The organism is Arcobacter sp. F155, assembly GCF_004116455.1.
In the GTDB taxonomy this organism is placed as follows: Bacteria; Campylobacterota; Campylobacteria; order Campylobacterales; family Arcobacteraceae; genus Halarcobacter.
On record NZ_PDJU01000007.1, the window covers coordinates 121,859 to 141,018 of the forward strand.

A 19,160-nucleotide genomic window follows, 5' to 3' on the forward strand; every position below is an offset into this window, starting at 1 on the left:
CTAGTAAGCCTTAATCCAAATTAATGCACCATTTTCAATAGGATACATTTTTCCTTTATACTCTTTTTCACCCTCTTCTATAAGTGCAGCAAATCCCCACCAACCTTTATGGTTCATAGCAAAAGAGAAATTACCATTTTCATCTGTTTTAACAACTTGAGTAATATGAGTATCACTTGGTGCTTTTAATCCAAACTCATTATAAAGTTCAACTTCTACTTCTACATTACTTGCAGGTTTACCATTGTGTAAAACTTTTCCTGAAAAGATATTTCCTGCATATAAAGCAAATGGCTTTGTTGTTGGAATAATCTCATATTTTAATCCAAGTGGTTCATCCCATCCATCTTCCATTCCATATGCTGAAATAATTGATTTTGGTACATGAGAAATATATTTCCCTTCATCAGGTTCAAAATATGGTTCTGGTTGAACAAAAAACTGATAAACACCAGGTCTTTTTATTTTGTATGAAGTCTCCCAAGCTTTGTGCTCAAACTTTGTAGTTTCACTTAAAGGTAGTTCCTCTTTTTTATTTCCTACATAAATCCCAAAAGGTTTTTCCATTGTCATACCAGTTTGCTCAAAAGGATGTATAAACATGGCATCAAACTTTATATTTGATTGTTCTTTAGAGTTAACATTGTCTGTTGATGGTAAAAATGTCAAAAAGTGTGCATTTGCAATTGTAGCTGCTGCGATTGCTAAAGTTGAAATAAGTTTTTTCAAGATATGCCTTTCATTTTTTAGAAATTATATTTATAAGGCAGTTATAGAAGAATAAATTTTAAAGATACTTATGTACTTTATGAACTAATTATTATAACTTGCAATTGCTACAATTAAAGCTTGCAATCCTAAAACAATCCAAAGAATCTTATTTGAGTTTTCATCAAACCATTTATTAAATTTTTGAAAGGGTGTCATAGAGTTATTTTATAAAAGTAGCACTTAAAAAGTGCTACTTCTTTATATAATAAATAGTGCTAAAAGAACAAGTCCCGCTAAATAAATAGCTCCAAAGATTGCTCCTAACATCCACCATTTTGCCTGAGATATATACCCAGCTCCATACCATATAGGTGATGGTCCTGTTGCATATGGTGTTAAAATTCCCATTAAACCTAAAGACCCAACTAATAATAGTGCTAAAGAGTGAACCATATCAGCTGGAATAAGATTTACACCAATTCCAATAAATAAAGGTAAAAGTGCTACAACGTGTGCAGTAACACTTGCAAATAAATAGTGGAATAAGAAGAATAAAACGACAAGAACTAATACTACTATTGAAGGAGATAAACCTTCAAGCCAAGTAGAGATTAATCCTGCTGCCCAATCTAAATATCCTACTTTTTTAAGACCACCGGCCATTGCAACTAAAGTGGCGAACCAAATAAATACATTGATTGCAGCTTTATTTGTAATTACGTCTTCCCATGAAATTACATTTGTTAAAACTAATAAACATAATACAGAGATAGCGGCAACTGTACTATTTACACCAATTTGTTTACCAAATATCCATAATACTAAAGCTAAAATCCCAAGTCCAAGCATGATTAACTCTTTTTGAGTTATTGAACCCATTTTTTTAAGCTCTTCTGCTGCCCAAGCTGGTGCTTCAGGAGAGTGTTTTTGTTCTGGTGGATAAATAAGGTATGCTAAATATGGTACTAATAAAAACAGTGGAATCATAACTATTGCTAGTGTTGAAAACCATTGTCCCCAAGTAATAACTATATCAGCATTTTTTTCAACTAAAGAAACTGCTAAAAGGTTTGGAGCTAGTGCTGTTAAGAACATCGAACTAGTTACACAAGTAGCTGCAATAGCAACCCATGAAATATATGCTCCTAATTTTCTAGGTTCATTTTCTGGTGTTGAATTAAACATCTGAGGAATATTAATCGCAATTGGGAAAATTGTCCCTGCACTTCTTGCAGTATTTGAAGGCATAAATGGAGATAAAATTCCATCTGCAAATGCCACTGCGTAACCTAAACCTAAAGAAGTTTTCCCTAGTTTTTTTACTAATAATAAAGCAATTCTTTTTCCAAGACCACTTTTTTTATAACCAAGTGCAAACATAAATGCCGCAAAGATAAGCCAGATAACTCCATTTGAGAAACCACTTAATGCCCAATCTCTACTCGCTTTTGCACTATCACTTACTAATCCAAAAGTAGCACTAAATGCAACACCTACTAATCCAATCATTGCTGCAGGAATAGGTTCTAAAATTAAGCCTACAATCACACCAATAAATACTGCGAAAAAGTAATGAGCATTTGCTGTAAGACCTTCGGGAGTCGGAAGTATAGCAATAAATATTGCAACTAAAATGGGTAAAGCCATTTTCATTTTGTTAGATAACATAATTAACTCCTTCTTATTATAATTATGTAATATATTTATAATTATTGCACAATATTACTTTTATTATATTTAATTTTAATGTTACAATTAGAGGTATTTTTTAAGTTATTTAGTAGTTTTGTAAAATGAGCATAGGAATGTATTCCTATACTATTTTATTAGTTTGGTAGAAGTTTAACAGGAACGATTTGGAACTAAATTATATCAATATACATACTATTTTATGGATACTTTAGTAATGTAGCTATTTTATAGTACCGTATTAAATACCGTTAAATAAAATCTTTTTATTTACTGAATATAGAAAATAAATTATTTATTCTAACTTTTTTTTAGTTTTTCATATTCTTCTACTAATTTTAGATTAATGAAACATTTATTGTAAGCTGAAGCACCAAAACTTAATTTTAAATTATACTTTTTTATTATTTCATTAAGTAATTCATGAATATCTTGAGTTGTAATACCTTGTTTAAGAGATATCCTTTTATCACCAATATTCTCAATTCCCAATTTATGTAAAGTTTCAAAATCATTAAAAAGTACAATAAAATGAGAGATATCATAACTATACTTACTTGAAAAAATTTCAGTGTCATTAATAAATGCTTCTCTTAAAAAAATCAAATCCTTTACTAAAAGAGATGATATTAAATTATAGTAACTTTTAGTTGCAATAAGTTCTTCACTATATGTGTCAACATAAGACTTTTCAAACAAATTAATTACGGTACAAAGCTGCAATAAATAGCTTTTCATTCTAATTTTGATAGATTTTTCTTTTTCTTTTCTTTTTCTTAATTCTATTTTCTTTGTATTATTTATACTCTTTAAAACACTTAAAGAAGCAATTGATGCAGACAGTATAATTCCTAATGGAGCAAGTAAAGTTATAAACTTATCTAATGTAAATTGAAATAGCAATATGCAAAAAATTGAGAAAAAAACAACTCCTAATAAATATGCAATTACTTTATACAAAAAATCTATAGAAATATTTTTTTGAATCTTGTTATCAATTACTTTTTCAATAGGTGTGCATACGTATTCTTTTTTCTTATTCATCTTCATAGATCTTTATACTTCACAACTGTTGCATTAAGATGGTGTATATTTGTACTTGAAACACTTCCTCCACTTCTTGAAGATATGCTTCCATTTACATGTGTTGACACATTATCACTATTAATTATTATTGCATCAGCATTTAAATTATAAGCATGTTTATATAAATTAAACATAATTCTATCAAAATCTTTAGATTTAAGATTTACTACATCTAAGGTATCATGTTTTTCTGGTACAAATTCACTTAATAATGGAAACTTCTTTTTAAAATATTTATATACTTCTAAACTCCTAGCATATCGTTCTTTTGGTTTTTTTGAAAATTTACTTTGAATAAAAAATAAAATAGATGCAATTATTATAGATATAATAAAATTTTGCATTTCTCCTTCAAATAAACCTAAAAAACCCAGAAATAGAATAAAGCCGCCTGCTCCGCCAAAAAAACCTAAACCTGGTTCAATTAAAGACTCATCACCAATAATTTTGATTTCTTCATCTTTTTTATTTATTGTTGTGTTTTCATTATTTATTTTTTCACTTAAGATATTACTTTCTTTTTGCGTCATTGGATTTCCACAATGAGGACAGCTATAAGCTTTATCACTTATTTGTTCATCACATTCTTCACAATTAATTAATGCCATATTTTAACCTTGTAATATATTTAAATTTAATTATATAAAAATTTAATTGAATTATAAATTATTTTTTGAATACTTTTTGTTATAATAAATTGTTAAAAAAAGAAAAAATTATAGAAAAAATACAAGCTTAAAAAAGTAAAAACTATAAAGTAAAAGAATTTTAAAACTATTAAAAAGGATAAATATGTATGAAAATGATTTAGCAACAGGAACAGACTATCAATATAATTCTAATCTTGAAAGCATAATAGTAAAAAAAACAGAGCCACAGGCAAAAGTAAACTTAGATTTAGTAAGCACTTTGTTAGAAGTAAATAAAACATTTAATGACCTTTCTAATGAAGATTTACAAAGGTTAAAAAAGGAACATGAAGATTTATTTGATAGCTTACCACAAAAAGATTTATCAATTGAGGAACAATCGGACTTAGAAAAAGCAATAAGAGAAGATTACAGAGAAATTTGTGAAGTACTAAAAAATAGAGAATAAACTTATTTTATAAAATTACAAATAAGTATCTAATACATAAAATAATATAAAAAATTTGGAAAACTATATAAAGTTATATAGTTTTCTATATTTTAAATTGAAGGATATCAAATGACAAAAATATTTCTTGGAAGTTTATTGGCTTCTTTTCTTATAGCTTTTACGATAATGTGTGGTCTTACCTATAGTATGAGTTACTTTATTGATTTATATAATAAATCTAATACTAGTAAATATGTGAATAACAACACAAATAAAAATAATGAGAATATTAATTATTTTAAATTTGGGAATAGTCAAGAAAGAGCATTTGTTGGTACTTCAAAAGAATATAAAATCAACAGTAAAGCAAATGATAATAATATAAATCCACATATTTATGTGCCAATTATATTTGGTATTGGAATATTTTTATGGATATATTTTTTTATTAAGCAAATGAGATCTCGTATGGCAATAGTAATAAGAAACGAAGGTAATTTTGAATTATCAAAAGAAATAGAGGAAAATGGAATTATTAAAACAATTTTTAAAGAGTATAAAAGAAACAACAAATAATTTATAAAATGTATAAAAACTTACAGGTGAGTGGCAAGGAGACCGTTAAAAACTCCCTGTATTTTTAAATGAGACCGTTAAATATTACGTGTCAATTTAAAATCTGATATGGAAATCCTATCATATCCAAACTTAAATTTAAAGATTTTAAAAAATTATATCCTTTAATTACTTTTCTTTACAACTACACAAACTCTACATATTAGAATATTATAATATGTTTAAATAAGAAAGGAATCTTATGAATATAAACCCACAATGTATTAGAAAAAAAGTTGATTATGAACTAATCAATCAGGCACAGGATTTAATAAAAGAGCAGAAGAACTTACTAAAAAAGAAAAGTGAAATATTCTCTTTAGTAGGTAATGAAACCAGACTTTCAATTGTTTATTTATTAATTAATTATGAAAAGTTATGTGTCTGTGATATTAGTGATATTTTAAATATCAGTCAATCAGCAACTTCACAGCATTTAAGAAAATTAAAAGATGGTAATGTTATTGATAATGTAAGAGATGGAGCAACTATCTTTTATTTTATTAATGATGATATTAAACACTTTTTTGAAAACAGTATTAAGGAGTAAGTTATGGATAAAAAAATTCTAACAGGTATTATTGCTTCACTTGGAGCTTCCTTGTGTTGTATTACTCCAGTTTTAGCTGTATTAGCAGGTTCAGCAGGTTTAGCTTCTACATTTTCTTGGTTAGACCCATTTAGACCTTATTTTATAGGATTGACTGTATTAGTATTAGCTTATGTTTGGTGGGAAAAACTAAAACCAAAAGAAGAAATTTCTTGTGAGTGTGAAACCCAAGAGAAAATAAGTTTTGTAAGAACAAAAACATTCTTATCTTTAGTAACAGTATTTGCAATTGTAACGATTTCTTTTCCTTATTATGGAGATTACTTTATAAAAGAAGATAGTAAAAAAGATGTTGTGATTGTACAAGAAAAAAATATAGTTACATATGATGTGAAAATTTCAGATATGACTTGTCCAGCTTGTGAGGCTACCGTTGGTAATGCAATACATACACAAGATGGTATAGTTAATTTAGATATATCATATAAAACTGGAAATGCAAATATAAAGTTTGATAGTAGTAAAACAACAATTGAAGATATTAAAAAGGCAATTGATACAACAGGTTTTACATCTACTACGCATAAGAAAATTGAAAAGGATAATTGATGTTAAGTTTTTATACAAAAGACGTCTGCCCCATTTGTAAAGACAAAGCTAAAGAGGTATCGCCTATTACCATTAAATCTTTAGTTAAAAATGAGTATATAAAAGAACTTTTATCAATTGAAGACTTCTTTTATTGCCAAACTCCAAATTGTGAAGTTATCTATTTTAAACCTAATGAGATAATTAAACAAGAGCATTTAATAAAAGAAGTTGGCATAAAAGAATGGTCAAGTCCTAAAACAGTTTGTTACTGTTTTAATTGGACAAAAGAGAAAATATCTGATGAAATAAGTAAATTTGGTAAAACAAATGCCATTGAAGATATTTCTGGAAAAATGAATAGTATTGGGTGTGATTGTGAACATCAAAATCCATCTGGAAAATGTTGTCTAAAGGATGTCAAAAAGGTTATTAAAGAGTTATCATAAAAGGAGTAAGTTATGGAAATTCAGTTAAAATCAATAATCACTTGTCCTAAGTGTGGACATAAAGAAGAAGAGACTATGCCAACTGATGCATGTCAATTCTTTTATCAATGTAAAAATTGTAATGAAGTTATTAGACCAATAGGAGAAGACTGTTGTGTTTTCTGTTCCTATGGAACCGTTCCTTGTCCTCCTATTCAAAAACAAACTAACAGCACTTTTACTTCTTAAAGAGAGTATAAAACGCTCTTTAAGAATTTAGTAATTTTATAACATTAAAAATATATATTAATACTTCATATAATCTTTTAAATTTTAAGTTCATCCTCCAATCTGCCTTCAAAAAATATAGCCAATTGAGAGAGGGTAAGGTTCCAATTCCACATAGGCATATTCCATTTCTTAGTAGCATTTTGTATTCCCATATAGAGCAGTTTTAAAAGTGAATTCTCATTAGGAAATGCTCCTTTGGTTTTAGTCAGTTTTCTAAATTGACGATGTACAGATTCAATAATATTGGTCGTATAAATGACCTTTCTAATCTCTGGCGGGTATTTAAAGTACACAGATAGATTTTCCCATTTATTTTGCCAAGATTGAATAACAATAGGATAGAGTTTACCCCACTTCTCATCAAGCTTTTGAAGTTCTTGCTCGGCTACTTCTTTAGATACCGCTTGATAAACAGGTTTTAAATCAGACATAAATTCTTTATGATTTTTAGAAGCCACATATCTTATCGAATTTCTAATTTGATGTATAATGCACAGTTGTACCTCAGTTTGTGGAAATATTGTCTTTATAGCTTCAGGAAAGCCTTTTAAACCATCAACAGAAGCAATGAGTATATCTTTTAATCCTCTGTTGTTTAAATCGGTTAGAACACTAAGCCAGAAATTGGCTCCTTCAGATTCAGATAGATATAACCCTAATATATTTTTCTTCCCTTCCATATCAACTCCAAGAACAGTATAAACGGCTTTTGATACATACTTACCACCATCTTTTATTTTATAATGAATAGCATCAAGCCATACAAAGGGATAAATTGAATCAAGTGGTCTGCTTTGCCACTCTTTAACCTTTGATATAATTTTGTCTGTAATTGTACTTATGGTTGCTGTTGATATAGATACGTTATATATCTCTTCAATGTGAGATGATATATCATTATAGCTCATTCCAAGTCCATACATTGAAAGTATTTTTTCTTCTATTTCATTTGAGATTGTAGTTTGATGCTTTTTTACTATTTGAGGTTCAAAGGTACCATTTCTGTCTCTTGGGGTTTCAAGTTCAAAGGTTCCATCACTGGTGCCTTTGATAGTTTTTTTATTGACACCATTTCTTCTGTTCTTATTTCCATTTAGAACATCATTAGCAATATGCGATTCCACTTCAGCTTCTAAAGCTGCTTCTGTGAGTTGTTTTATAAGTGGAGATAAAAGTCCACCTTTACCTGTAAGTTTCTTTCCACTTCTAAATTCTTTTAAAACTTCATCGAAGTCAAATTGTTCTTCCATTGTCAATCCTTGATATTTTAATTTTATCAGATTGACACGGAATTTCTAACACTCCCTTTTAAATTGATTAAATCTTAGATTATCTAGTCCATTTTTTAAACCATACATTTTAGCTATACCATCAATTTCAGGTGTTTTATTATTATGGTAAAAAGATGGTTTATCCTTAAAACTATTTACATCAAACTTTAATTTTAAGGGTTTTCTAGTTAGGTAGCTATATAAATATGCACCTCTCATTCTAGCCTGTTTGGATAAGCTTTTATCTTCTGCATACCTTTTCCACAAGAAATAGTTTCTACTTAGAAGCATTGGATATAATTCTTCTTCAAAATCTAGCAAAGAAGTAAAATATTTTTCATTTTCTAACACTTTTATATATTGTTCTTTAGTTCTTTTTAAAGTAAGTTCTTTTGCCACTTCGTAGTCTAAATTTTCTAATAATTGATAGAGGTTTTTATTAAACTTTTTAACCTCTTTTTTGTCTACATTGAATATTTCTTTTATCTGTTTATTATTCATAATTTATCACTTTCATTTTATTACTTGTTACAAATATCAAGTATTTATATACTTTTTACTACTTAACAACTTAAATTACTTGTTATTTATAACAAGTAATCCTTTTAAAATATTATGTTTTACTATTTGTCCAACTAATATATTAACAAATAGCTATTTTTTAATAATATCCAATTAATATATTATATTGTCTAGATAATATATTAACGAAATTATCAATATTGAGTAATCATTAATATATTAACAGGATAAAATCAATATTTCTTATCTATTAACTTTCTTTTTGAGATGTGAAGTATCAGGAATAGGCTCTAATTTTAGTTTATTATCACTATTAAAAGTCTCTGCATTTGACTCTTTTTCTTCACTTCCATTACCTATATTAACAATAGGACTATTTCTTATACTACTTTTACTTACAAAAGCTTTTATTCTTTCCATTCTACTTTTATGTTCCTCATTACTAATAAAATCTTCTTGACTATTCTCTTTATCTTCTAAACTCATTTTTTATTCCTTTTTATTTTTTTCTAAATTTTCTTTTAGTGTTATTTTGATTTGAACTTTCTTCTAAAGGTTCTGCTTTTGATTGGTAGTTATTTGTATGTTGCTTTATTCTACTCATTATATTTTGATGTGAATTTTCATCCATATTATCAATAGTCTGATACAAGCTTATATTTTCTTTTCTAAGCTTATCATTTTCAATTTCTAAAGCTTGTATATATTCTTTTAGATCTCTATTCTCTGAATGAAGATTTTTATTAGATTCTTTTGATTTTTCAAGTTCATTATATAAGCTTGTTAAAGTAAACTTAGCTTGTTTTAGTTCTTTACTTACATCTGCATTTAAATTTAAATACATTGTACTTTTATTTTTAAGTTTTTCAATATCAGCTTCTAAAGTTTTAATTACTTGTTTGTATATTTCAACTTCATCTTTTACATCTTTAAGAGATTCTTTTAACTCAATATTTTCATTAATAATTTCATCAATTTTGATTTTTAACTTTTCATATTCAGTTTTAAAATATGAAGCATTACTAACAATATTTTCAATATCTTCTATACTTAAATTATCATCTTCTAATTGTATTTTTAAGCTTTTATGTAAAGCTTCAAGTTTTGCATGTTCTTCCCTTTTTGCACCTAACTTTTGAAGTTCTTTTCTTTGTTGTTTAATAATCTCTTTTAAATCATTATTAGAAGCTTTCTTTTTTATTTTTTGTTCTCTAACTTTTGCATGTTCCTCTTTTATCTGAAAATGATTTTTTCTTTTAGTTTTGCTCCAAACTGTTCCTCTTTCCATTTTTAAAAACTCAGCTACTTTTGTTTGAAGTAAAGACATTTGAGTTCTGCTTAATCTTGCGCTCTTACAAGTATCTAAATCATATAAAGAAAATATAGTATGTGCATGATAATTCATTTTTAATTGTAACTTTGACATATCAGCTTTTATTTTAAATTCTTTATCTAAATACCAATTTTTTGTATCTTCATTATAAAAGATATCCTTACTTGGTTTATAATCAATAATCTCATCTGTAACATCTAAATCATCGTGATACCATTTTAAATTGATACTGTCATAGACTAATTCATTTTCAGGATATGGACTATCTAAAAAGACTCCTTCATCTCTATGGATAGAGACATCAAGTAATTCAAATCCTATAAACTCTTTTTTAAGTTCTGTAAAGAGTTTTTCAATATCTTTTAAATTATGTTCTTCTTTTAAATTTATCACTGCTTCTAAAAATAGATTATCAACTTGTTTTTTCTGCATAGATTGATTATGTTTTTGTTTGTATGAATCAATTGCTAATTTTTTAAATTTGTCATAGTCCATATATCTTTTGTTTTCATTTACTTTATTAGAATCAATATGTTTTAAAAGATATGTAATTTTTGAAGTTCTTGAATTGTGTTCTTCGGCTCTTTGTAAGTCTGCTTTTTGAAAATTAAAACTACTTTTAGAAACTGCCATTGTTACCCCTTAAGTTTTATTCTAAAACTTTTCTCATACCCCTTGTGGGTTAAAAGAAAAGCAAATTTATACCTCACATAGTTGGGGTGTTAATTTGCAAATTAACACCCTAAAGGATGAAATTTGAAAATCATTGCTAACCCACGAGGGGTTTATGATTTTTCTTTGTTCTACCCCTCAATCTTTTTTAGCTTTTCTTCTAAAGCTTCAATAACTTTTTTTTGAGATTTATTTTGTTTTATTAATTCTTTAATCAATAAATCTTGCTGGTTAATCTCTATTTCTAAATTATCTTTTTCTGTTAGCTTTTTCTCAATTACTTTACCATTCACCATTAAATTTCCATTTTCATCTTTTGTTAATTTATATCCATCAAAATTAACACCAAATCCAAAACTAACTATTACTGCTACTAATAAAATCTTTTTCATTTCTATATTCCTAAATCATAAATTTCTTCTATTTGATTTAATGATAAATCTTTCATTAAATCACCAAACGTTGGATATCCTTGAATATACCAACCTGAAAACTCCTCGCCACAAACTTTAAGTACCTTTTTTGTGACTACAGGTACTATCCCATACATTTTTTGAATTGCCATTAATCTATTGTTTCTATTGTTTACTCTCATTGCCCTACTCCTTTTAGATTAAATTGGATTTTGCCATCTAGCTGTTTTCCCTTCTACATTCCCTATAACTTGATTCTCTGAAACAGCTTCTCTTATTCCAAATATGTCTAAAATCATATTTGCACCATTAAAAACTAGATAGAAAACAACAAATACACCTATAATTGAGTTTCCAATCAATAGAAAACCTTTAATCGTCACCAAACCTAAAGTATCAAAGAAGCTACCAATAGAAAAACTAGAAGCTTCATTGAGTGCATACATTGGCTCGAATTGTAGATTTATTAACATCACATTTATTGTTTCAAAAAATTCTTTTGCAAATAATGCCATTACGATAGATATCACAATTAGTAAGGGTTTAAAAGCTAGTGTTAAACCTACTTTCATAAATGTTTTAAGGTGTTCTAGTTGATTAGTTGAAAATGCAAAAGCTATCATAAATGGAACTGCTAAGTAATAAATTTCAATCATAAAATAGTAGAAAAATATAACCATAAAAGAAGCTGTAGAAATAGCTATAATTGGTAAATATGAAATTAAATATTTAATAATTAATATAGCTAGAAATACAGATAATATTTTTATTAAAGCGTCAATTATTCCCTCTGCCATATCAGCTACTGTTCCCAAAACTAAGCTTTTAAAATTAGAAGCCATTGTGTATAAAGAGTTTTGTTTTACAGGCTTTTTATTGGTAATTTTTGAATGAACAGAATTAGAATTATTGCCTTTATTTATGATATTTGTATTTTTTGATTGAACATTATTGCTAACATCATTTACTAAGCTTATAAGCTTAGTAGGAAACAATTTTAAAGGTGACAATATAGTCTCTGTAAACTTTTGAATAGAATCAAATCCAGGAACAAGTACATAAGGTATATTTGAAAAAGACCAATTAATAGATGAATCTATCCATCCTTCACCCTCTGCTATAGCACCAATTTCATAACCACCACTTTTTCTATAGTCTTTTATTGTCTGTTCTCTTTGTTCTTCTTCAAAACTACCTTTTAAGCCTATATTATCAATGAAGAAACTTGTTGTTGCTAACATTGGTAAACTTGTAAAACCTAGCTCTGCATTATTTCTATATTGCATATTAGCTATTATTTCAACTTGCTTTTTAATTACATCATTTTCTTTTGCATTTTGATATGATTTAATTAAATAGTTTAATGATTTTAATTCTGTTTTATTCTCTAAATATTTTCTTTCAAATTGGTAACAAGAACTAACAGAATATAATCCATTCATTTTTATAAAACTTTCATTTTTTAAAAAGCTTGTATTATAAAAATTAGTATATGTATCACCAGCAATTTGAGAACTATATCTTTTTAGATTTTCACTTGGTGGATATGTTTGATTAAGTCCTGTTAGAATACTCATATACTGTTTTAAAGCTTTTGTATTATAAATAGATGAACAAGTATTTAACAAGCTTATTAACTTAGCTTGTTCATAGTTTATTTTTTCTTTTTCTAAGCTTATTTCATTTATTGTAGAAACAGGAGCTAAACCTATGTCTCTAAGCTTATATTTTAGGTATGCATTAGTAGCACTTGAACTTGCTAAATCTGCTAAATAAGAACCTTTGTAGAATACTGGTCTGATCATTTGATGGAAATTAGTTTGAGATATTTTGTTATCTTTATCATCAACTTTAATATTACTTGTTGAAAAGAAAAATATAAACATAGTTGCAACACCTAATATTATTCTTTCTGCTATATCATCAAAATCACTAACATTACTTACATATTTTGTTAGTTTTGAAAGAACTGCCATACCTATAGTTATTGGAACTATAGTAAATAAAATGAAAGTTTTACCTATTAGCATTACATCATTATATTCATTTAGAAAATTCATAATAAATATTATTGAGTTAGTTAAAAAACCTTTTACACTACTTACTAAATCTTTATTTTCAATAGAAGTATTTGTATTATTTGTATCAGATTGAGATTCCTTTACATTTATTCCTAAGCTTTCTTGGAAGGAAGTTCTAACAAAATTTACTATTGATTTTAATTCATCAAGTAATGATTTATTTTCATTCACTACAATTGAATTTGGGTATAAAGTATATCCAGCATTTAAAGTGACTTGGTTATATTTTATAGTACTTGGTACATCAATAATTTCTTCATCTACAGTTAAACCAGCGATCATATATTTTGAAAGATTTACGAATTCTTGATTAGTACCTACGTTACTATAGTTTTTATATTTTTCTTCAATCTTTTTTAGATCTTCAAAATTTTGTAAACTCATTGATTCATTTGTTTTAGATTCTAAAGGTTGAATTTTTATATTATTATATTCACTTTTACAAGATTGATTTACATTTGAAACTCTTGCAATTATTTTATCAGCTAATTTACTATCATACACATAACATTGAGTTTCACCTCTTTCAATATCAATATTTGCAATTCTTGAAAAATATCCATCTTTCAAAATAGGACACTCGTAATAACAACTATTTCTTTTTGGATATGACTTTATATAACTCTCTTTTTGATTTAAAGTGTCTTCAAAGCTATTTATAACTTCATTTGGAGTTTGACTTGCAAAAAGATAGTTTAAGGCTAATAAGCCTATTAGAATTAATTTATTCAACTTCATTTTCAATCCTCATAAAATATCCACCTACACTAAAATTAAATCCTAAATTGAACCCTCTTTTAACTCTTAATAATCCCTTTCCTTGCCAACCAAAAGAATCTACTCTTGGAAGTAGAGGTATAAGTGGTCTATTGTGTTGTTTTGTTAGATTTACTTTATTTACTTTTTTAATATCTTTTAAGTAATAATAGTTTTCATATTTCTTTTTAACTATATCTCTTATTAAAATAGCTAATATGATTATTTGAGAAGCATACATTGCATAGCTTTCTACATACACACCAATTTGTATATAATTATAAAATACTAAGAATCCACCCACTAACAATAGAAATAAAAACTTCATAAAGTATTTTGGAAATTTAATAAGTACAAACCCACCGATAATAACTGATACCAAAGAAGCACCAAATATTTTAAAATCTAAAAGCTCTTTTGGATATGTAAATAATCCAAAGATTATTAACATAAAAACACCGTACTTCATTAGAAGAACTTTCCATAGATCAACTTTTTTAAATTTTGATTCTGCAACTTCACTAACTGCTTTCATATATTTAAAATCTAAATCTATATCAGTTGTATAGCCTAACCAAAGCAAATAAGGATATTTATTTACTCTAATCTTATATTTTTTAAAATCCATATTATAATCCCAATATTTGGCAAGCGACATAGCAAAACTTTTAGATAGTTAAAATTTCACTGCAAACGCTTGCTACCGCCTTTCGCTTACGCTCCAGTTGGTCTATGATTAAAGAAAATTAATTTTATGAATAAATAATTGGCTTACCCATAAAATTAAAATTTCTAACCCTATTCCACGATTTTTGATTTATCAAAAATGTGGGTACTGCGTACCTTGTAGTTATTTAGCACCATTAAAGTTGCCTAAGCAGTATTATGAGCAGTTGATTTGGTTTTAAAATTCTTATAATTTTGAATAGTAAACTTATCTCCCTCAAGAAGTTTCACTTTTATTGTGTTCTTGTGCATATGAATTGATTTTGTAGCTACTACACCTATCGAATTTAAATATTCATAGAAGTTTTCAAAATTTTTGTTTAGTTCTTCTTCATCTATATTTGATTGATGATTCAAGTTGTTCACGCAAACTATTTTTTTTGCTTGTTCTCTTTGTGAACTTACGTCCCTTTTTTTACTTTTTTTGTATTGTTCACTTTGTGATTTTTTATTCTTTCGATTGCTTTTTTCAGCTTTATAATTTCTAACATCTTGATATTTTTTTTGATATAAATCTTCAATTTCTTTTATCTTTAACTCTAATTCTTTTTCTTCTTTTTGTGTTAAATTTTTATATCTAAACGTATATTTTTCTTCAATATTCTTTAAATTAATAATATAAGCGGATGATGTGTTTCTACCATTATTCGCTTGTCTTTTAACTTTTTGAATTAATTTGATATTCTCTATTGCCCGTAAGTGATAAACAAGTGTTGTCTTTTTAAAGCTTGTTTTATATCTTAATGTTCTCAAACTAGGGAAACAATATCCACTATCATCTGCAAAATCTGCAATTGCTACTAAAATATGTTTTGGTGCATGAGGTAATACACTTTCAAATACAATAGTCATTGCCTTTAATGACATAATTATTCCTTTTCTAAATTAACTGTTTTAATTAAGCAGAAGTGTACTATTGAAGATTGTTTTCAAATGTAGTATAATTAACTTAATTAATGCCTTCACGTGGTTTTAATTACTCACTCTCTTAAAAGTTGGGGAACCGCTAAGAGAGATGAGTTTAATTTACTACTATTCTATTTTTTTCCATTTGTAATTTAACCCACTCATCAACTTCATTTTCAGAATATAGTTTAGTTTTTGTATTTGCTAATCTAAAAGGCTTTGGAAAAGTTTTATCAGTTGCAATATCGCCATAAAATTTACGGGTTGATACCTTCAATTTTTCTTGTACTTCTAATCTCTTTAAAAGCTTAATACTCATTTTTATCCTTTCAATTTTGATACTTATATCATAATTAAAATTGATGATTTTGTTAATAAAAGATCCTATTTTTAGTGTTTTAGAGAGAAAGTTATATAAGGTTATATATCTTTTTTATTAAAAAATATACTATTAAACTAGGCTTAATGTACCCTTTTATGGTATATCTTTATTTAAGTAAGTTTTTTTATTATTAGTTTTCTTAAGAAATAAAATTAATTTTTAACAGATTTATAAAGTTTTTCGCACTTTTGAAAAAGAATTATAAATTATCCAACCAATTTGCATACCATTGAATAAGTTCTTTTTTCTCTTCATAATATTTAAACTTTGATTCCCTATTATATGAAGCTTTTACTCTATTTCTTTCTTTATGAGCTAAACAAGATTCTATAATGTCAGAATGAAATCCATGCTCTTTATAAAGATTATGTGCAGTAGTTGAGAACATACTTCTAAAACCATGTACTGTATGTCTATTTTGATATCCAAGTCTTACTAATGTATCACTTAGTGTTGCACCTGATACACCTCTGTCACTCTTTTGTGGAGAAGGGAATACAAACTCACTCCTATGTCTTGAATATGGCTCTATTTCTTTTATAAGCTTAACAGCTTGATGGGGTAAAGGACAAACAAACTCTATATTCATTTTCATCTTTTCTTTTGGTATAGCCCAATAGCCCTCTTCTAAATTTAACTCATTCCATCTCATTAGTCTTATATTTTCACTTCGTACAAATACATAAGGAAGTAGTTTAAAGATAAATATAGTACTTATATCACTTCTGTATTTTTCACTTATTGAATTTATATCAATAAGTAATTGTTTAATATCTTTTGGTTCTATAAGTGCTGGAAGATGTGCATCTTTTTTATTAGGTACAAGAATTGATTTCTTATCTATGTCAGCAATGATATTATGCTCTACATATTCATTTGTAACTGCATACATATATATTTTATTTACTAAAGCTAGTAATCTATGAGCAGATTCTATTACACCTTTTTCTTGATACTTTTGTAAAGCATTTATGATATCTATTCTTCTAATATCTTTTATTGCTATATTACCTAACCATATAGTGATATTTTTTAATATTCTTTTATTTTGAGTAATAGTAGCTTCTGATTTACTCTTTTTTCTTAATTTTAGCCAATCTTCTATTACATCACTTAAAGTTATTGTTTCAGATGTTTTTTTTGCTTTTTTAATGGATATAGGATTTACATTATTAGCCAGTGAGTACTTAGCTTCATCTTTTTTTGTTCTTGCATCTTTTAAAGATACAGTAGGATAAATACCAAAAGACATAGACTTTCTTTTTCCACCATAAGAGAAGTCGTATCTCCATGACTTTGTTCCATTTTTTTTAACTACAAAATAAAGACCTTCTCCATCACTTAGTTTGTAATCTTTTTCTTTTGCTTTAGCATTTTTAAGTTGCGTATCATTCAGGGGTTTAACAGTTCTTGCCATTTTATTACGGTACTCACTTTCTAAAAGTTTCTCAGTACCGTCAATAATACCGTAAAAATACTGTAATTATTCTAAAAACTTTGGAAAGTTTTAGGAAGGTTTTGCAAAACTAAAACCCATAAAAGTTCGATTTATAGGCTAGTTTTGAGAAGTTTTGTTAATCTTTAGGAAGTAGCTTAACAGGGACAATTTGGAACTCTTCCATATTCCAAACATTGTTTTGTACATATGGTTCATTTGATAGCCACTCATTGATTTCATCATCATTTTCAAAATCAACATATAAAGTTGAACCCACCATTTGATCTTCTTCAATTAAGGCACCAGCTTTAATCACTTTACCTTCAGCCATTAATTTCTTTGTACCTTCAATATGAGCATCTCTTACTTTAAGTCTTTTCTCTAAAGCACCCTCATTATCATACGCTATTACTAAGTATTGCATCTGGACTCCTTCTTTTTTAAAAGTATATCATTTTATGATTACTAAATTATTAAAATAGTAGCCTTGCATATAGTCACACCCTAGTTTTTTTGCTAATTGATAATCCTCTTTAGTCTCTATACCTTCAATAATAGACTTCTGTCCATTTTTATTTATTGTTGTAAGAAGTCCTTGAAGATAAAATATATAATTTTTATTTGAAGCTATTTGTCTTAAAAATGATTTGTCTATTTTAATATAGTTACTTTGTCCCATTAAAAAGAAAGAGAACATTGAACCATCTTGTCCAAAATCATCAAGAGCTGAATCTATATTTTTATTATTTAGCCATTGACTAAATTGTCGAATTATATCTGCACTCTTTTCATCATCACTTCCATTTTCTGTTATCTCTACTACTACTCTATTTTTATGTGGTTTTAAAAAATCCTCCCAATACTCTTTTTGATCAATTGTATTTACAATATCAGCATCAAAATTTAAAAATAATTTTTTATCCATATCAAAACATTCAACTTGTAACTCTTTATTTCTTCTTTCTAATTCAAAGAAAAGCATATTATTATGATGAAGTTTTCTAAAGATTTCTTCAGTACTAATAATGTCCTCTTTAATTTCAAACTTTGAAAGTGCTTCATATGCGTATATTGAATTGTCAGTTGTTGAAATTATTGGTTCGTATTTTGTTCTATATTTTGCGTTTTTTATCAGGTATTTAAATTCTTGTGTATTCATGGATAAATAATATCCATATTATTCTTAATCTTTATTAATAGTGATTATCAATTTTATAAATTAAAATAATTTGTTGCGATTAGAAATGTTATTGGATAGATTACTACATTTGCATATCTAAATAGTAAGCCTATTCTAATATTAGGCATAATATCTTCAAGTGGTGTATTTTCATTAATTTTAGACATAATATTAAGTTTAAATGCAATATCTAAAAACTTAATACCAACAATACTTAACATCCAAAATGAGTTATTCTGTAAATATATTACTAAAAATATTGAATAAATAAAACTAAAATTTAATAAGAAAAATAAAAAGATATTGTATCTGTATACTTTGTAGTTATTTAGTAAGATTCCGTGTATAGAATTGGCTTTTTGCCAATTTGTTTCAAAAAGTTCAATGGCTATAAAAATGAAAAAAAGTGAAAGGATATCCATCTTTATACACCATTAGGGCA

At 26.8% G+C, this 19,160-nt stretch carries 24 protein-coding genes; 6 read left to right on the forward strand and 18 right to left on the reverse strand.

The genetic code is table 11. The annotated features are described in order from the left end of the window. The 4 genes from CRV03_RS08940 to CRV03_RS08955 all read right to left on the reverse strand — a co-directional run bounded on the left by CRV03_RS08940 (position 1) and on the right by CRV03_RS08955 (position 4,094). Entirely contained in the window at positions 1 to 729 is a 729-nt protein-coding gene (locus CRV03_RS08940) for a DUF4198 domain-containing protein (protein WP_129084803.1), read from the reverse strand. A 240-nt stretch (positions 730 to 969) separates the two neighbouring features. Further along, positions 970 to 2,379: a DASS family sodium-coupled anion symporter gene (locus tag CRV03_RS08945; protein WP_129084804.1), complete on the reverse strand. Its 1,410-nt coding sequence runs from the start codon at positions 2,377 to 2,379 to the stop codon at positions 970 to 972. A 321-nt stretch (positions 2,380 to 2,700) separates the two neighbouring features. Then, positions 2,701 to 3,444 carry a hypothetical protein gene (locus CRV03_RS08950; RefSeq protein ID WP_129084805.1) on the reverse strand — a complete coding sequence of 248 codons (744 nt, stop codon included), beginning with the start codon at positions 3,442 to 3,444 and terminating at the stop codon, positions 2,701 to 2,703. A 2-nt stretch (positions 3,445 to 3,446) separates the two neighbouring features. Next, complete coding sequence (locus CRV03_RS08955) at positions 3,447 to 4,094, reverse strand: hypothetical protein (RefSeq protein ID WP_129084806.1); 648 nt, start codon at positions 4,092 to 4,094, stop codon at positions 3,447 to 3,449. A 184-nt stretch (positions 4,095 to 4,278) separates the two neighbouring features. Here CRV03_RS08955 and CRV03_RS08960 point away from each other — a divergent pair, with 184 nt between their 5' ends. From CRV03_RS08960 to CRV03_RS08985, 6 genes are all read left to right on the forward strand, one after another. Beyond that, a complete protein-coding gene (locus CRV03_RS08960) occupies positions 4,279 to 4,584 on the forward strand; it encodes a hypothetical protein (RefSeq protein ID WP_129084807.1) in 306 nt (101 codons plus the stop codon). Positions 4,585 to 4,695: 111 nt separating this feature from the next. Continuing rightward, positions 4,696 to 5,142: a hypothetical protein gene (locus CRV03_RS08965; protein ID WP_129084808.1), complete on the forward strand. Its 447-nt coding sequence runs from the start codon at positions 4,696 to 4,698 to the stop codon at positions 5,140 to 5,142. A gap of 241 nt (positions 5,143 to 5,383) precedes the next feature. Continuing rightward, complete coding sequence (locus CRV03_RS08970) at positions 5,384 to 5,731, forward strand: metalloregulator ArsR/SmtB family transcription factor (RefSeq protein ID WP_099333686.1); 348 nt, start codon at positions 5,384 to 5,386, stop codon at positions 5,729 to 5,731. 3 nt (positions 5,732 to 5,734) lie between these two features. After that, a complete protein-coding gene (gene merTP, locus CRV03_RS08975; protein WP_099333687.1) occupies positions 5,735 to 6,340 on the forward strand; it encodes a mercuric transport protein MerTP in 606 nt (201 codons plus the stop codon). Continuing rightward, entirely contained in the window at positions 6,340 to 6,768 is a 429-nt protein-coding gene (locus CRV03_RS08980) for a copper chaperone Copz family protein (protein ID WP_099333688.1), read from the forward strand. Before merTP ends, CRV03_RS08980 begins: the two co-directional genes overlap by 1 nt. A gap of 12 nt (positions 6,769 to 6,780) precedes the next feature. Further along, positions 6,781 to 6,996, forward strand: coding sequence for a GDCCVxC domain-containing (seleno)protein (locus tag CRV03_RS08985; RefSeq protein ID WP_099333689.1), 216 nt, complete (start codon positions 6,781 to 6,783; stop codon positions 6,994 to 6,996). A gap of 77 nt (positions 6,997 to 7,073) precedes the next feature. On the opposite strand, the gene CRV03_RS08990 is transcribed toward CRV03_RS08985, so the two are convergent. The 14 genes from CRV03_RS08990 to CRV03_RS09055 form a co-directional block, all read right to left on the reverse strand. Then, complete coding sequence (locus tag CRV03_RS08990) at positions 7,074 to 8,288, reverse strand: IS256 family transposase (protein WP_099333690.1); 1,215 nt, start codon at positions 8,286 to 8,288, stop codon at positions 7,074 to 7,076. Between the two features lie 45 nt (positions 8,289 to 8,333). Then, positions 8,334 to 8,810, reverse strand: coding sequence for a hypothetical protein (locus CRV03_RS08995; protein ID WP_129084809.1), 477 nt, complete (start codon positions 8,808 to 8,810; stop codon positions 8,334 to 8,336). A 264-nt stretch (positions 8,811 to 9,074) separates the two neighbouring features. Further along, on the reverse strand, positions 9,075 to 9,317 hold the full coding sequence (locus CRV03_RS09000; RefSeq protein ID WP_129084810.1) for a hypothetical protein: 243 nt from the start codon (positions 9,315 to 9,317) through the stop codon (positions 9,075 to 9,077). Positions 9,318 to 9,330: 13 nt separating this feature from the next. Next, on the reverse strand, positions 9,331 to 10,797 hold the full coding sequence (locus CRV03_RS09005; RefSeq protein WP_129084811.1) for a hypothetical protein: 1,467 nt from the start codon (positions 10,795 to 10,797) through the stop codon (positions 9,331 to 9,333). A 170-nt stretch (positions 10,798 to 10,967) separates the two neighbouring features. Continuing rightward, a complete protein-coding gene (locus CRV03_RS09010; protein ID WP_129084812.1) occupies positions 10,968 to 11,228 on the reverse strand; it encodes a hypothetical protein in 261 nt (86 codons plus the stop codon). Between the two features lie 2 nt (positions 11,229 to 11,230). Beyond that, complete coding sequence (locus CRV03_RS09015) at positions 11,231 to 11,431, reverse strand: hypothetical protein (RefSeq protein ID WP_129084813.1); 201 nt, start codon at positions 11,429 to 11,431, stop codon at positions 11,231 to 11,233. A gap of 18 nt (positions 11,432 to 11,449) precedes the next feature. Beyond that, complete coding sequence (locus tag CRV03_RS09020) at positions 11,450 to 14,068, reverse strand: hypothetical protein (protein WP_129084814.1); 2,619 nt, start codon at positions 14,066 to 14,068, stop codon at positions 11,450 to 11,452. Next, the gene (locus tag CRV03_RS09025) at positions 14,055 to 14,744 is read right to left on the reverse strand and encodes a hypothetical protein (RefSeq protein ID WP_129084815.1); all 690 of its coding nucleotides are present in this window, start codon (positions 14,742 to 14,744) and stop codon (positions 14,055 to 14,057) included. Before CRV03_RS09025 ends, CRV03_RS09020 begins: the two co-directional genes overlap by 14 nt. Positions 14,745 to 14,959: 215 nt before the next feature. Beyond that, the gene (locus CRV03_RS09030) at positions 14,960 to 15,679 is read right to left on the reverse strand and encodes a helix-turn-helix domain-containing protein (RefSeq protein ID WP_129084816.1); all 720 of its coding nucleotides are present in this window, start codon (positions 15,677 to 15,679) and stop codon (positions 14,960 to 14,962) included. Positions 15,680 to 15,833: 154 nt separating this feature from the next. Next, a complete protein-coding gene (locus CRV03_RS09035; RefSeq protein WP_129084817.1) occupies positions 15,834 to 16,037 on the reverse strand; it encodes an AlpA family transcriptional regulator in 204 nt (67 codons plus the stop codon). Between the two features lie 262 nt (positions 16,038 to 16,299). Further along, complete coding sequence (locus CRV03_RS09040; RefSeq protein ID WP_129084818.1) at positions 16,300 to 17,517, reverse strand: integrase arm-type DNA-binding domain-containing protein; 1,218 nt, start codon at positions 17,515 to 17,517, stop codon at positions 16,300 to 16,302. Between the two features lie 157 nt (positions 17,518 to 17,674). Continuing rightward, positions 17,675 to 17,962: a YciI family protein gene (locus CRV03_RS09045; RefSeq protein WP_129084819.1), complete on the reverse strand. Its 288-nt coding sequence runs from the start codon at positions 17,960 to 17,962 to the stop codon at positions 17,675 to 17,677. 27 nt (positions 17,963 to 17,989) lie between these two features. After that, complete coding sequence (locus tag CRV03_RS09050; RefSeq protein ID WP_129084820.1) at positions 17,990 to 18,697, reverse strand: EAL domain-containing protein; 708 nt, start codon at positions 18,695 to 18,697, stop codon at positions 17,990 to 17,992. Between the two features lie 53 nt (positions 18,698 to 18,750). Beyond that, positions 18,751 to 19,140, reverse strand: coding sequence for a hypothetical protein (locus CRV03_RS09055; protein WP_129084821.1), 390 nt, complete (start codon positions 19,138 to 19,140; stop codon positions 18,751 to 18,753). Positions 19,141 to 19,160 lie beyond the last annotated feature (20 nt).